This window comes from Arthrobacter sp. 05L417, from assembly GCF_056397865.1.
On the sequence record NZ_JBFTOG010000062.1, the window covers coordinates 1 to 16,560 of the forward strand.

Below are 16,560 nucleotides of genomic sequence, written 5' to 3' on the forward strand. Positions count from 1 at the left end.
GAACTCGTCGCGCTCGGCCAACCCCTCCACCAACGCGCAATGGGCGGCGCCCGCAACACCGTGTCCCTATCCAAAAGCACCCAAAAACTGAATGAGATCGCCTCCACCCTCCACGCAGTCACCGGCAACCTCACCCCCACCACCCACTAACCCCGGACCCGGACCCGCCACGACACAGCAACACCGGGGGTGTCCCTATGTTTTCGCCAAACACCAGAGACACCCCCGCTCTCTCGGGTCGTCTTCACAGCCCGTCCAACCAGTCATAAACTGGGCCACCCCGCCAAGCCAGGAGCCGCCACGATGACCGCTACCAACGAACCCGGCCACGACGCCATCACGCCCCTGCAAAAACTCCTGGAAGCCCTGGCACAAGGACACCTGAACCGCACCGAAGCCCTCGACAAGTTGCACCAGGCCGAAAGTATGGAACACACCTCCCCGGCCACGGAAGCCCACGCCTACGTCCAACTGCTCACAGCCGCCCTCCACCAACGACTCGGAAACCACGACACAGCCCTCACCCACTACCAACACGCCCTCAACACATACGAAACTCTCAGCCTCCTCGAAGACCAGGCATTGGTGCACAACAACCTCGGTTCCCTGCACCGCGACGCAGGCCGCTGGAACCACGCAACTGCCGCCTTCGCCCGCGCCCTCGACATCTACACAACCCTCGGCCTTCCCAAAGAACAGGCCATTGTGCACAACAACCTCGGGGTCGTACACCATGACGCCGGACACTGGACCGACGCCGCCGAGGCCTACACCCGCGCCCTCGACATCTACGAAAACATGGACCTTCCCAAAGAACAGGCCCTCGTGCACAACAACCTCGGCACCCTCCACCATGACGCCGGACACTGGACCGACGCCGCCGAGGCCTACACCCGCGCCCTCCACATCTACGAAAACATGGACCTTCCCGAAGAACAGGCCCTCGTGCACAACAACCTCGGGGCCCTGAACCGGGATGCAGGCCGATGGGACGTCACCGAAACCTCCTTAATCCGGGCTCTGGACATCTACAAACGCCTCAACCTCCCCGCCGACCAGGCCCGCGTGCACAACAACCTCGGGGTCCTCCACCAGGACGCCGGACACAGGACCGACGCCGCCGAGGCCTTCGCCCGCGCCCTGACCCTCTACGAAACCCTCGACCTTCCCGCAGACCAGGCCGATGTCCACAACAACCTCGGGGTCCTCCACCAGGACGCCGGACACAGGACCGACGCCGCCGAGGCCTTCGCCCGCGCCCTGAACATCTACGAAACCCTCGAACTCCCCGCAGACCAGGCCAAGGTCCACAACAACCTCGGGAGCCTGGCCCACACCGCAGGCCGCTGGACCGACGCCGCCACCTCCTATACCCGAGCCCTGAACATCTACGAAACCCTCGAACTCCCCGCAGACCAGGCCAAGGTCCACAACAACCTCGGGAGCCTGGCCCACGCTGCTGGCCGCTGGACCGACGCCGCCACCTGCCACGCCCGAGCCCTCGACATCTACGAGAGCCTGGACCTCCCCGCTGACCAGGGCCTCGTCCACAACAACCTCGGGAGCCTGGCCCAGGCTGCTGGCCGCTGGACCGACGCCGCAGCCTCCTACACCCGCGCCCTGAACATCTACGAAACCCTCGAACTTCTCGAGGGACAGGCCGATGTCCACAACAACCTCGGCACTCTGCACCGGGACGCCGGGCGCTGGGACCACGCCGAGGCCTCCTACACCCGCGCCCTGACCCTCTACGAAACCCTCGAACTCCCCGCAGACCAGGCCCTCGTGCACAACAACCTCGGGAGCCTGGCCCACGCTGCTGGCCGCTGGGACCACGCAGCCACCTCCTACACCCGCGCCCTGAACCTCTACGAAACCCTCGAACTCCCCGCAGACCAGGCCCTCGTGCACAACAACCTCGGGAGCCTGGCCCACGCTGCTGGCCGCTGGGACCACGCCGCCACCTCCTACACCCGCGCCCTGAACATCTACGAAACCCTCGAACTCCCCGCAGACCAGGCCCTCGTGCACAACAACCTCGGGAGCCTGGCCCACACCGCAGGCCGCTGGACCGACGCCACCACCTCCTACACCCGCGCCCTCGACATCTACGAACACTTGGACCTCCCCGCATACCAGGGCCTCGTCCACAACAACCTCGGGGACCTGCACCGGGACGCAGGCCGCTGGACCGACGCCGCCACTTCCTATACCCGAGCCCTCGACATCTACGAGAGCCTGGACCTCCCCGCTGATCAGGCGGGGGTACACAACAACCTCGGAATCCTTTACCAGGCCGCCGGGCAGTGGGACCATGCCGCCACCTCCTACACCCGCGCCCTGAACGTCTACGAACACCTGGACCTCACGGCGTACCGGACTACAGTGCTCAACAACCTCGGAAGCCTGCACCGGGACGCAGGCCGCTGGGACCAGGCAGCCGAGGCCTTCACCCGCGCCCTCGCCCTCAACGAACCCCTTAACCTCTCCGCAGACCGGGCGATGGTGTTCAACAACCTCGGGAAACTACACCAGGACGCCGGACGGTGGGACCACGCCGCCGAGGCCTACAACCGCGCCCTGGACATCTACACATCTTTGGCACTCCCCGCAAACCAGGCCGCAGTGCTCAACAACCTCGGAACCCTCCACCAAGACGCCGGGCAATGGATCGACGCCGCCACCTCCTACACCCGCGCCCTGGAACTCTCCGAAACCCTCGAGCTCCCCGCAGACCAGGCCCGCGTACACAACAACCTCGGAACCCTGTACCAGGCTGCCGGGCACTGGGACCATGCCGACGCCTCCTACACCCGCGCCCTGGAACTCAACGAAACCCTCGAGCTTCTCGAGGGACAGGCCGACTCCTTCGAAAGCCTCGGACTACTGGCGATCACCAGTGGCAACGATCAAGCCTCGACCCGTCTCTTCAACCAGGCAGCCGCTCTCTACCGGAAACAAGGCCTCCACCAAGACTCGGCCTGGGCAGCCATCCGCCGGGCACAAGTCCTAAGGGCCGCCAAAACACCAGCTGCAGAATGCCTCAAACTCGCCCTCCCCGCAGCCCTGTACCTCGACGCGATCCGCTTCCAATTCCGAACCGCCCCCGAACGCACGGCCTGGTCCGCCAAAGCCACCGAAGCCACCCGACTCGCCCTCGAACTCGCCGCCGCAGCCCGGGACCCCGTCCTCATCAGCGACCTCATCGAAACCCACATCAACACCACCATCCACACCACAAACAATGCCGATACCGACGAACACACCAGCACCAGCACCCGCGCCCTCAGCATCGAACTCACCGAAGCCACCACCACCGCAAACCCCAAACCCTTCTTTGCGGGAGACAACAACGGGTCAGCAACCACCGCCGCCGGAACCACCACCCTCCTCACCACCGCTACACTCCCCGGACACCCACCACCCCCCCTCCTCACCCCCACCAGCGGCACACCACGCCAAACCCTCACCGGATGGGTCAACAAAACCGTCTACCCGCCCACACCAGGACCCAGACACCCGGTAAGAACCTGGTAACCCAGCCCAGACACCGAGGAACCGCCGCCGATAACTGCCGGCTGGGCTTGTGAAGGCCGCACGCAACACCTCCCGAGTGAACCCAAGACCTGAGATCCCGCTGCAGGCACGAAACGCTGGGCCCGGGACTGGTCCAGGCGCGGGGACTTCCCGACAACCCCAGCCGAGCAACTGCAGCCTGATTCGGTCGCTTCACTGACTGACTCTTTCGATCCGTTGCGCCTGCCGCGGGCCGCGCCCAGGGTTGTTACCAAATACGGACTCGGACGGCCGGCCTACTGCCGGATACCGTGATCTTTGGTGCACAACACCCCTGAGCGCGGGCTTCGGCCTGCACTCCATGGACGAACGGTCAACCCTTCCGGAACGCCACAGGCGCTTCCTGAGGAAGGCATGCTGCTAGACACGGAACTTCCGACGCTGATCGCTACCAGATCAACACGTCTTGTAAAATCTGCCGAGCTCCCAGCTTCCCCAGGCCCCCTGCTTCTCATTCCAGCCTTGGATGCCGCAGGGCCTCGACTTGCTCTCGGTCCCTGGTTTGAAGACAACACCTTCCCACGGAACTACCGAACCGGATTCCCTGTCCGCACATGGTGATTGAGGCTGACACGCGCGACTTGGGCCTCTACGCGAGCTGGACATCCCGCATGTCTTTAGGACTTCTGTCCCACCCTCAAAACAGGATTACACTGATCGCACAAGGACAGGAGACGCACCGTGGACGTGACCGGCAACCCCGCTGACGACGGCTCCAGCGAAATCCTTGACCGGCTCGAACAACTAATCCACGCAATGCGCCAAAGAACAATCGCCCCTGCTGACGCACGCACAGCGCTCACCGAAGCCGAAAAGCAAGCACCCCGCGCGGTGGATGGCATAAACCGCATGAAATTCCTTTTCCTGTGCGCAGTAGCTCATGAACTCTTCGGACACGGATATGGCGAGGCCGGAAACTCGGAGCACGCCATGGTCTCTTTTACCCGAGCGCTTGGCCTCTACGAAGCTCTGAACCTCCCCAACCATCAAGCACGTGTCCACACCGAACTCGGCTCACTTCACCAGGACGCGGGACGCTGGAACCGGGCTGCGGACGCCTACACCACCGCCCTGAACCTCTACACGGCCGCGAGCCTTCCCGCCGACCAGGCGCGCGTCCACAACAACCTCGGTATGCTCCACCAGGCTTCCGGACGCTGGGATCAGGCCGCCGACTCATTTACCCGCGCCTTGCGCCTCTGCGAGACACTGGGCCGCCCCGCCGAGCAGGCGCACGTCCATAACAACCTCGGATCCCTTCACAAAGACGCCGGACGCTGGAACCACGCCACCGACGCCTACAACCGCGCACTGCACCTCTACACCACCCTGGGCCTCCCCGAACAACAGGCCATGGTCCACAACAACCTCGGCGCCCTCCAGAAAGAAGCCGGACGTTGGAACGAAGCCACCGACTCACTCACACACGCCCTGGACCTCTACGAGGCCCTGAACATTCCTGCCGAGCAGGCACGCGTCCATAACAACCTCGGATCCCTTCACCAAGACGCCGGACGCTGGAACCACGCCACCGACGCCTACAACCGCGCACTGCACCTCTACACCACCTTGGACCTCCCCGAACAACAGGCCATGGTCCACAACAACCTAGGAATGCTGCACCAAGCCGCCGGGCGCTGGCACCACGCCACCGACTCACTTAATCGAGCCTTGGATATCTACGAGGCCCTGGGTATTCCCGCCGAGCAGGCACGTGTTCACAACAACCTCGGCACCCTCCACGAAGCCGCCGGACGCTGGCGCCAGGCGGCCGAGGAGTACAACCGCGCATTGCATATCTACACAACGCTGAGCCTCCCCGCCGACCAAGCCAGAGTTCACAACAACCTTGGATCCCTCCACCAGACTGCCGGACGCTGGAACCATGCCGCCGACTCGTTCATCCGAGCCTTGGACCTCTACACCGACCTGAACCTTCTCGAACACCAAGCCAGGGTCCACAATCACCTCGGCTCCCTCCACCAAGCTGCCGGACGCTGGAACCACGCCGCCGAGTCACTCACCCGGGCCCTGGACATCTACGAGGCCCTGGACCTCCCCGCCGAGGAGGCGCGCGTCCACAACAATCTCGGTATGCTCCACAAGGACGCCGGACGCTGGAACCACGCCACCGACGCCTACAACCGCGCACTGCACCTCTACACAACACTGGACCTCCCCGAACAACAGGCCATGGTCCACAACAACCTCGGCACCCTCCACCAAGCCGCCGGACGCTGGAACCACGCCACCAACTCACTCACCCGGGCCCTGGACCTATACGAGGCCCTGGACCTCCCCGCCAACCAGGCACGCGTCCACAACAACCTCGGCACCCTCCACAAGGACGCCGGACGCTGGAACCACGCCATCAACGCCTACAACCAAGCACTGCATCTCTACACAACACTGGACCTTTCCGAACAACAGGCCATGGTCCTCAACAACCTCGGCGCCCTCCACCAAGCCGCCGGACGCCGGAACCACGCTACCGACGCCTACAACCAAGCACTGCACCTCTACACAACACTGAGCCTTCCCGCAGACCAGGCCCTCGTTCATAACAACCTCGGCACTCTGTACTCGGGCACCGGAGAGTGGGATGCGGCCGTCGATGCCTACAAGCGGGCACTAGACATCTGCATAACACTGAACCTCCCCGCAGACCAGGCGCGCGTCCACCTGAATATCGGGACATTGTACGGAGCGGCAGGACGCCGGGAAGCAGCCGCCGAATCCTTCAGCCGCGCCCTGGATGTCTACACGGCATTGAACCTTCAGAAGGAACAGGCGACCGTGCAAATCAACCTCGGCGCCCTGCACAAAGACGCCGGACGCTGGAACCATGCCGCAGACGCCTACAACCAAGCACTGAACACCTACAAGACCCTCGACCTCTTGGAAGGGCAGGCCAGATCCCTCGAGAAACTGGGACTGCTTGCCATCGCCGAAGGCAACACAACCGGCTCGGCCCGGCTGCTCAACCACGCCACGGCTCTCTACCGCAAACAAGGCCTCCACCAGAACGCGGCCTGGGCCGCAATCATCCGCGCCGAATCCCTCCAGGAAGCCTCAGTACCGGCGAACGAATGCCTCGAACTGGCGTTGCCCGCAGCCCTGTACCTGGATTCCATCCGTTTCCAGTTCCGCACCGCCACCGAACGCCTCGCCTGGGCGGCCAAAGCCGCAACCGCCACAACCCTCGTCCTCGAACTCGCCGCCGCCACCCAAGACCTGATCCTCATCAGCGACCTCATCGAAACCGCAATCAACGACACTTCCCACGCAGACCCGGCAGGCGTTTACAAGGAGGAACGCAGCGTCGCTGCCCAGGCTCTCGGCATCGAAGTCAGCGAAGCCGCCACCCAAAGCAATCCCACCGCCTTCATCACCCCGGACAATGACGTGCCGGCCTACACAGCCATCGGAACCACCACCCTCCTCACCACCGCAGCGCTCCCCGGCCACCCCGCACCACCACTCCTCACCCCCACGACCGGTACACCCCGCCAAGCCCTCCACAGCTGGACTACCAACACCTACCCACCCACCCCACGACCAACCCGCCCCATCAGAACCTGGTAAGAACGGGTCGGACCTGATACTTCGAGGTTTGCATTCGGACCATGAGACCACACCTGTCAAGCTGTGGCACCCAAAGCACATTCGATTGTTGCGAATGTCCCCACGCCCGTGGCGTGCTCGCGTCGATGCTGTCCGCCAGAAGCGAATGGGCCGAAGCTGAAAACTCTTTACTACCCCGCCATTTCCGACTACGAACGCCTCGGTAACACCACTCTCTGGTGGCGGCACAAAAGTCGCCCTGCTGTGCCCAGGTGTGCGCAGTTGCGCATCACCGCATCGAAGGGCACCGGCACACGGCGGGGTGCGACGAACCAGGCCAACTGAAACCGTGATGTTGCAGCCCAATGGGTCAGCCCTATGCCTGCCGAGGTAGGTTTAAAGTGCGGTTCAGCACACACGTATGCACTGGAGGACCTCGCTGCCGGGTCACTTGGACGCTCAATTAGAGGGGACAATTTTTCGAATCCAATGAAACTCCCTCGGGTCTAAAGGAATCGTCCCCGGCATAATGGGTTCACCCTCTTGGAGGTGAGAAGGGTAAGTGACCGCTAGTCCTCTTTCCGTTGGCAGCACCATAAATTCAGATAGGCGGCACGGCATGGGCCCAGATGCTCTAACGGCATGGAATCAGCAATGGCCAGATCTGTCCAAGCTGGTTTGTAAGCTAACGGCTCAGTTTGGCAGGGGTCTCATATCCATCGATGAGCTGGACTTTCTGTCCTTGCTGCATGACGCCTTTTCGCACGTGGACCCTGACATTCGGGACGACCTGCAAGCCAACATAAGAAACGAAAAATTCTACGCCGAGGTACTACATGGTCTCCGTTCTGATCTGGCTGCGGCTGGCGCCCACCCATCACATCCTCGGTTGCTCGCGCCGGAGCAAGCCATAAGCCTGCTCATTTTCGCTCAAGCCCTATCGTTCCTAAGCAAACGGAGCGTGCAAGAGTCACCCACCAACCAAAGCCTTGTACGTGAATGTACTGACGCTTGTGAGGCGGGGACCCGAAACTCACCACTTCATGACGTTGCCGTGGTCGAGGCGGCAGCGTTTGTTGCGCCGAACGAGTCGGTTCGTCTGGCTGCTGAAATTGGATGGCAGGATACAAGCCGACAGCGGAAGGTGGCAGAAATGGCGGCACGCACAGGATGGTCTGCCTCTGTGCCGCTCATACAGGAATGGGCACGTTCATCCACCGCCGAGGCTTCATCCTTACTGTTGGTATGCGCCGCAATGGCTGGAGCAGGAACGTCTCAAGACCGCCACCTCACAAAACAGGCACTACAGGCTGTTAAACAGGGTCGGGGAACAGAGCTTGAGAACCTAGCTGATTGGGTCGTAGACCGTTCAAAACATCATGATGACCAGGCCGTCCTCGAGATTCTGCATTTGCTTAGTGTTAAATTTCCCGCGGGCTTCAACCCCTTAGAAGTAACTTGTGAAGTCAACGCTCAGGTGATGGGATGCAGCGAACCGCGCCACTGGCCGAACAAAATTCGAATGAATGTCGAAGAGAGTCCCTGGCCAGTCGGGTCAAGGTTCCTAAGCGGAGCAGCGTGCGCGGCCGGACTTCCTGATTACGCCTTTGCGTTAGCTTGTCACGAATATCTGCACTGGGAGCAGGATCACTTCAGCTGGAGTTCTACCACCGGCGTGGCAGGCCCCCTTCTCGTACTTGCCATGACTGCCCGTTCCGCCGATATCCGCGAAGGCTGCCTGAACAGCCTGAGAGACCTACTCATGCGGCCAATCGACTTGTCGAGCCCATCTCTCCGCTTGTCGCGATCTTACGTGGCGGCGCGTCACTACTCTGACGTGGGCAATATAGTCGCTGCCAGGACCGCAATTAGGGAAGCCGTGCTGCTTGCCTGTGACCCGATCAGAACCACCAGCGGCTGGCACGGGTTGCCTGTTTCCGGCTATGAAATCTTCGACTCACGACTCCGCCCGGAACTAGATGACGTGTGGGGTGCTGCCAGAGAACTAGGAGTAGAACCTACCGACCTGACGACCACGCCCGCCCAAAAAGTCCTAACCATGCTGGAACTTGCCCGGGAGTCCCTAGCGCCAGAGGGAACCGCGCGGCCCGACCATTGGGTGGCCAAGGCCCTACTTCTAACCGCGGAAGAAGGATTCGATCGTGACGTCATCAAAGCCTGGGCCGGATCAACGGACCTCGTCAGATTGTCCACTCTCTACTTACATGAACATCCAGCTGAGCACGACAATCTGATGCTGTGGAGCGCATTCGGAAACTTCCTTGACGCCGCCGGTACATGTGAACATCCGCGAGGTTTCGGGCCAAGAAGTGCAGCCATACAAGAGATCATTCTCAATCGCTTGACAAGAAATCACTCTACAGAAACCCCCTAGCGCCGGCCTGGTTCAACCGGGGCACACCTTCGAGTTCCGCCCCCCTTGACAAACAGTTACCCCCTGTGAGCGCCAGAGCCCCCGAGTAGTGGCCTTCGCAGAGCGAATGAAACCGGTCATAAGGTCAACGCCGAAGAGAAACCTGATACGGGGCCCCCGCACACCCTCCCAACACCCCCGGCCCTCCCGGAACTGGGGGAACGCCTCTACGAGATGCGAGGCGGCGCCACCCAGGCATCGCCACCACGGAAACCACCGGAGGAAAACTCATGAACCAGCCCATCCTGCTCCGCAAATACACCGTCCTGCAAGCCGAAGAAGCCTTCGACCTCTACATCACGGCCACACGCACCGGAACCAGCATCGAACTCGATCTCGCCGGAACCGAAGACCTCCACCACGTCACTTTCCAGCCCACAACCCTGCTCCAAAACGACGAACTACGACTCATCGGCACCACCACCGAACACCAAACCATCAACATCGTTTTCGACCGCCACCCCAACGGCACCCTCACCGCACAACAAGCCCTCATCGTCACCAGACCCCACACACAACACTAACCAGTTACCCGCCAGACTGATCAGCGCTGGCCACCTAGACCATCGACCCCAACCTGCCCCGCCACAAACCCGGCAGACCACATCCCTGACGCCGGACTGTTCATCAAGAAACTCCAAATCCACGAGCGGACACAAGAAGATGGGAACCATGAACACCCCCGAGCCCTGCGCTCGCTCCCACCAAGCCGCCCTGCCCAAGCCTGCGCGGACAAGGCATAACAACACTCACCCACGGCACCGAGGCGATTCTTTTCGAGCTGGATGGACACTGTTCCCGTCGGTAGATTTGCACGGGTTGAGGCACGGTGGCAGCAGGCAAAGAGCTGTAAGCCGCTCCTCTCGCTGGGCCTTCAGCCCTACCCAGGCATACGCGAGTTACTGGAGCATCTCCGATCCGACGTCCTTATCGGTATCGTGCCGAGTTCACTGCGGTGGTACACGGAGTCCCCCTGAGCCCAGGTCTACCCGGGCTGTCCTTCAAAGCAAGGGTCACCTACGAGGACGCCAGCACACTCCAACCCAACCCCGAACCCCTTGTCCTGGCCCTCGTGGCGCTGCACATTGCAAAATCCCCTCGGAAATCCTTTCCTGCCTCGAATGCCGATGAGTACGCACCTCGAGTTCCGCACTCCGGTGTCTCTCACCTCTTGCTGCCCGTAGGCGCGTAACCGGTAACCCGTTCGCGGACACACCCGGAGTCCACGAACGACTGAGCAACGTGAAGCCAGAGCTTACTGCGCTCAAATTCCAGAGGACATAAACTGACCACCACCCCAGGACAGGAGCGCGGATGATGGAAACCGCCGACAACGAACCCGGCAACGAGGCCATCCGGCACCTCTCCCGCCTCCTGACAAACCTTACCAACGGCACCACCACGCGGGGAGAATCCACACAAGCACTACAGCTTGCAGAGTCCCTGACGCCCCCGGCCCCCGGAACCGGGCCCCACGCCCACTACCTGCTGCTGCTCGCGATCACCCACGACCGCCTCCACCACCCCAAAATCGCACTGCACTGGTACCAGACAGCGCTGCTCGAACACCAAGCCCTCGGATCCGAAGCTGGGCAGGCCCTCGTCCACCACAACCTCGGGTCCATGCACCAGGACGCCGGCCGATGGGACCGGGCCAGTGACTCCTACACCCGCTCCCTGCACATCTATGACGCTTTGGGTCTCCGCGCCAATCAGGCGAGCGTCCATAACAGCCTCGGGGACCTGCACCGCGAGGCAGGCCGATGGGACCAAGCCGCTTCAGCCTTCACCTGCGCCCTGGACCTCTACGAGAACCTGGACCTCCCCGCAGACCAGGCGCGCGTCCATAACAACCTCGGATCCCTGCACCAGGACGCCGGCCGATGGGACCAGGCCGCCTCAGCCTTCACCTGCGCCCTGGACCTCTACGAGAACCTGGACCTCCCCGCAGACCAGGCGCACGTCCATAACAACCTCGGATCCCTGCACCAGGACGCCGGCCGATGGGACCAGGCCGCCTCAGCCTTCGCCCGCGCCCTGGACCTCTACGAGAACCTGGACCTCCCCGCAGACCAGGCACTGGTCCATAACAACCTCGGATCCCTGCACCAGGACGCCGGCCGATGGGACCAGGCCGCCTCAGCCTTCGCCCGCGCCCTGGACCTCTACGAGAACCTGGACCTCCCCGCAGACCAGGGACGCGTCCATAACAACCTCGGGTCCCTGCACCAGGCGGCGGGCCGCCTCGACCAGGCCGCCACCTCCTACACCACCGCCCTGGACATCTACACCACCCTGGACCTCCCCGAACGACAGGCACGCGCCCACAACAACCTCGGATCACTGTACAAGGAGGTCGGCCGCTTCAACCAGGCCGCCACCTCCTACACCACCGCCCTGGACATCTACACCACCCTGGACCTCCCCGAACGACAGGCACACGCCCACACCAACCTCGGAACCCTGCACCAGGACGTCGGCCGCTTCAACCAGGCCGCCACCTCCTACACCACCGCCCTGGACATCTACACCACCCTGGACCTCCCCGCCGACCAGGCACGCGTCCACACCAACCTCGGAACCCTCCATCGGGCGGCAGGCCGCTTCAACCAGGCCGCCACCTCCTACACCACCGCCCTGGACATCTACACCACCCTGGACCTCCCCGCCGACCAGGCACGCGTCCACACCAACCTCGGAACCCTGCACCGCGAGGCAGGCCGCTTCAACCAGGCCGCCACCTCCTWCACCACCGCCCTGGACATCTACACCACCCTGGACCTCCCCAAACGACAGGCCATCGTCCACAGCAACCTCGGAACCCTCCATCGGGCGGCAGGCCGCTTCAACCAGGCCGCCACCTCSTACACCACCGCCCTGGACATCTACACCACCCTGGACCTCCCCGAGCAACAGGCCATTGCGCACAACAACCTTGGATCCCTGCACCAGGACGTCGGCCGCTTCAACCAGGCCGCCACCTCCTACACCACCGCCCTGRACATCTACACCACCCTGGACCTCCCCGCCGACCAGGCCATGGTGCACAACAACCTCGGAACCCTGCACCAGGAGTTAGGCCGCTTGAACCAGGCCGCCACCTCCTTCACCACCGCCCTGGACATCTACACCACCCTGGACCTCCCCGCCGACCAGGCCATCGTCCACAACAACCTCGGTTCCCTCCATCGGGCGGCAGGCCGCTTCAACCAGGCCGCCAGCAACTTCACCCGGGCACTGCGCATTTACAAGGAAGCCGGTCTACTTCAAGGACAAGCACGATCCCTCACTCACCTGGGAATACTCGCCATCACAAGCCGTGACACCCGCACCTCGGAACAACACTTCACCCAAGCCTCCACCCTCTACCGAGAACGAGGCCTTCACCAAGAAGCAGCCTGGGTAGCGATCCACCAAGCGCTGGCCCTCCGGGACGCCTCAACCGCAGCTGACGACTGCCTCAAACTCGCCCTCCCTGCAGCCCTGTACCTCGACTCTGTGCGCTTCCAATTCCGCACCGCTACCGAACGCGCGGCCTGGTCAGCGCGCGCCGCAACAGCCACAAGGCTTGCTATTCACCTCGCCGCCCAAGCCCACGACCCCACGCTTATCAGCGACCTCATCGAAACCCGCATCAACACCACCACCCACGCCGGCCCGGAGAACACCAGCAGGGCGGAGCAAGCCATGGAGGCCCGCGCTCTCGGCATCGAACTCACCGAAGCAACGATCAGCGGAAATCCCAATCCGTTCATCGCCCCAAACGACGGTGGACCAGCCCTCACCGCGACAGGAACCACCACCCTCCTCACCACCGCAGCACTCCCAGGACACCCCGCACCACCACTCCTCACCCCCACCACCGGCGCGCCCCGCCAAACACTCACCGAATGGGCGAACAAAACCCCATACCCGGACACCACCCCACGCCCCACCCAACCCGTACGCACCTGGTAAAACACCCCCAATGCGTGGCATCAACTTCCGTCGCGACGAGCTGCACCGAACGCCGCCCAACCGTCCAGCGTCGTGCGACTGCGTCACACGCGCCGCCGGGACTGGCCACATAAGGTGGCTTCAACCACAAAAGAACCACCCGGGGCCGTTGACATATTCACCCCTGCCCGAAGCACATTGAAAGGACCCCCGACGCATGACCGCTTCACATCTGGAACGCGAACGACGGTATCTGGCCAAGTACATACCCAGCGTCCCCACAGGAACCCCAGCTGACCGGATCCAGGACTACTACATCCCGGAAGACCCCTCAATCCACCCCCGGCTCAGAATCCGCCAAAAAGGAACCAGCCTTGAAATCACCAAGAAAGTCCGGCTCAGCCCCGGTGATGCATCAACCCAACAGGATGTCAATGGCCATCGGTGCCGGGAACTGGCTGCCCGCCAGGACCCGGATCACGCACGTCTGGGTCGAGGACACCCCCGACGGGTACCATCTCGGGCAAAGAAAGGCCCACGGGTGGGCATAGGGTTTTGCTCCGGTGGTGTTGTTACCAGGTGCGGACCGGGGTGGAGGGCCGGTCGACGGCCGGGTAGCTTGATCGCCGGTGCCAGGAACCCAGTGCGGTGCGGTCTCCGTTCCGGGAGGGGACCAGGAGCAGCGGTGGCGGGGTTCCGGGCAGGCTTGTTCTGCCGAGCAGCCGTATAGTGCCGGCGGCCACTAACGCGTTCCCGGAGGTATCGCGGTCCTCCGGGAATCGTCGCCCGTCAGTGCTAGTGAAGGGGGTGTCGTCGCCGTTTGCGGCGGCCTCGACCAGTTCGATCCCCATTGCGCGGGCGGCAAAGGGCCGGTTCGCAGTTGCGGAGGCATCAGTGCCGGGGAGGAAAGCTTTTTCGCCGCCGGTACGGGGGGCGTGGACGACGGAATTGATGTGGGTCTCCACGAGATCAACCACCAGGACCGGATCCTTGGACCCGGCAGCGAGCTCCAGTGCCAGCGCCGAGGCGGCCCCGGCTTTGGTTGACCAGGCGATCCGATCGGTTACGTCCCGGAACTGGAACCGCACGGAATCCAAAAACAACGCCGCCGGCACCACCAACTTCAGACACTCCTCCACCGGAACCTCGTCCCCTGCCCATTTACGCAGAACGTCAGCCCGGTTAACGGCAGCCCACGCCGCGTCCTGAACCAGGCCTTGGGACTCGAACAACTCCACCGCCCGGTCAAACAACACCCGTGATTCGGCCATATCACCCCGCATAACGGAGAGCGACCCTGATGCAGCGGTCGCGTATGCCTGACCTGCTACCAGGCCCAAAGCCTTATACAGTTCCAGTGCCTGGGCGTAGGCGGCAGCCGCCTCGTCCCACCGCCCCGCATCCCGGTGCAGGTTCCCGATGTTGTTACGCACGGTAGCCTGCCCCGTGGGCAGGTTCAGGGCGTCGTATAGGTTCAGTGCCCGCGCGAAGGAGGCCGCGGCCGCGGCCCGCTGGCCCGCGTCTCGGTGCAGGCCCCCAAGGTTGTTGTGCACCAGCGCTTGTTTCTCGGGCAGGTCCAGGGTCTCGGTAAGCTTCAGTGCCCGCGCGAAGGAGGCTGCGGCTTCGTCCCACCGGCCCGTCTCTTGGTGCAGGCCTCCAAGGTTGTTGTGCACCATGACCTGGCTGGCGGCCAGGTCCAGAGCCTCATAGAGCTCCAAGGCTCGGGCCAAGGATGCGGTCGCTGTACCCCACCGGCCCGCCTTCCGGTGCAGCTCGCCGAGGTGGGTGTGCACCAGTGCCTGCTTCTCGGGCAGGTCCAGTGTTTCGTAGAGATCCAGGGCCCGGGCGAAAGAGACGGCGGCGGCGTCCCACCGCTGCGCTGTCCGGTGCAGGGCCCCGAAGTTGTTATGCACCAGCGCCTGGTCCGCGGGCAGGTCCAGTGTTTCGTAGAGATCCAGGGCCCGGGCGAAGGAGACGGCGGCGGCGTCCCACCGCCCCGCACCCTCGTGTAAGGCCCCGAGGTTGTTGTGCACCATCGCTTGGTCGGTGGGCAGGTCTAGTGCCTCGTACAAGCACAGGGCGCGGGCGTAGGAGAAGAGGGCCGCATCCCATCGGCCCGCGTCTCGCTGCAGCGCTCCCAGGTTGTAATGCACCAAGGCCTGGTTCTCGGGCTGGTCCAAGGTTTCGTACAGATCCAAGGCCCGGGCGTAGGAGTGGGCGGCGTCGTCCCACCGTCCCGCGTCGTGGTGCAGGGACCCGAGATTGTTGTGGGCCGCTGCATGGATCGTGGACGGCCCGAGGGTTTCGTAAAGCTCGTCTATGTGAGTGTAGAAGACGATTGCCTGTTCCGAGGATCGGGTCCGTTCATGGAGAACGGCGCACAGCATCAGGGCGTAGGCGCGGGCGTTAGCTGCCCACGACGCAGGGAGCATGTCGGGGAACGGAACGCGGTCCCGTAGGAACACCAGTGCTGCCCGGCGTGTCAGGGTTCCCTGGTCAAATCGCGTCAGAACGTCCTCCAGGTCCCGGAGGAAGGCCTCTGCCGAGATGTCCGCGCTTTCTACAGTCATCGTTATGTCCTTCCCCTGAGGCCCCGTGGCCCGGCGCCCCCGGCTGTATGGCCAGTCTAGGGCCGCATGGCCTGCAGGCGTTCCGAGTGAATGCTGGGACGGTACGGGAATTCCTGTCCGGTGTGTGCCGTCACCACCTAAATCCCTGGAGGCAGGAGAGTATCTGATTCCGGCATCTGCGCCCTCGAGCACAGCTCGAATCCATGGCCCCGGGACCGGACCGATGCGCCGCTGCTTGTACTGGCCCTGACCGCGTCCGCGGGGGCAGAGCAGGAGATGCCTCCTCCAAGCCTTCAAGGAGCCAGGGGTGACAGAGACCCGCAGCCCCGCCCATACGACGACCGGGACCGGACACGCAGCCCCGGCCAGGAAACGAGGGAACACCTCAACCCCAGACGGAACATCCCTCAATGAAAGGACACCACCGATGGACGCCGCTGCGCTGCTGCCCCTGCTCACCGTGTTCGCCGCCGTGACCGT

The 16,560-nt window shown here is 63.3% G+C and carries 6 protein-coding genes; 5 read left to right on the forward strand and 1 reads right to left on the reverse strand.

Features of this window, described 5'->3' with window-relative positions; all coding sequences use genetic code 11:
- Positions 1-303 precede the first annotated feature (303 nt).
- From AC1DJW_RS25715 to AC1DJW_RS25735, 5 genes are all read left to right on the forward strand, one after another.
- A complete protein-coding gene (locus tag AC1DJW_RS25715) occupies positions 304-3,537 on the forward strand; it encodes a tetratricopeptide repeat protein (RefSeq protein WP_476902862.1) in 3,234 nt (1,077 codons plus the stop codon).
- A 720-nt stretch (positions 3,538-4,257) separates the two neighbouring features.
- Positions 4,258-7,161: a tetratricopeptide repeat protein gene (locus AC1DJW_RS25720; protein WP_476902863.1), complete on the forward strand. Its 2,904-nt coding sequence runs from the start codon at positions 4,258-4,260 to the stop codon at positions 7,159-7,161.
- A gap of 598 nt (positions 7,162-7,759) precedes the next feature.
- Positions 7,760-9,535 (forward strand): hypothetical protein, encoded by a 1,776-nt coding sequence (locus tag AC1DJW_RS25725; protein WP_476902864.1) that lies wholly within the window; start codon positions 7,760-7,762, stop codon positions 9,533-9,535.
- Positions 9,536-9,804: 269 nt separating this feature from the next.
- Positions 9,805-10,098 (forward strand): hypothetical protein, encoded by a 294-nt coding sequence (locus tag AC1DJW_RS25730; protein WP_476902865.1) that lies wholly within the window; start codon positions 9,805-9,807, stop codon positions 10,096-10,098.
- A gap of 790 nt (positions 10,099-10,888) precedes the next feature.
- On the forward strand, positions 10,889-13,531 hold the full coding sequence (locus AC1DJW_RS25735) for a tetratricopeptide repeat protein (RefSeq protein ID WP_476902866.1): 2,643 nt from the start codon (positions 10,889-10,891) through the stop codon (positions 13,529-13,531).
- A 551-nt stretch (positions 13,532-14,082) separates the two neighbouring features.
- Here AC1DJW_RS25735 and AC1DJW_RS25740 read toward each other — a convergent pair.
- On the reverse strand, positions 14,083-16,080 hold the full coding sequence (locus tag AC1DJW_RS25740) for a tetratricopeptide repeat protein (RefSeq protein WP_476902867.1): 1,998 nt from the start codon (positions 16,078-16,080) through the stop codon (positions 14,083-14,085).
- Positions 16,081-16,560 lie beyond the last annotated feature (480 nt).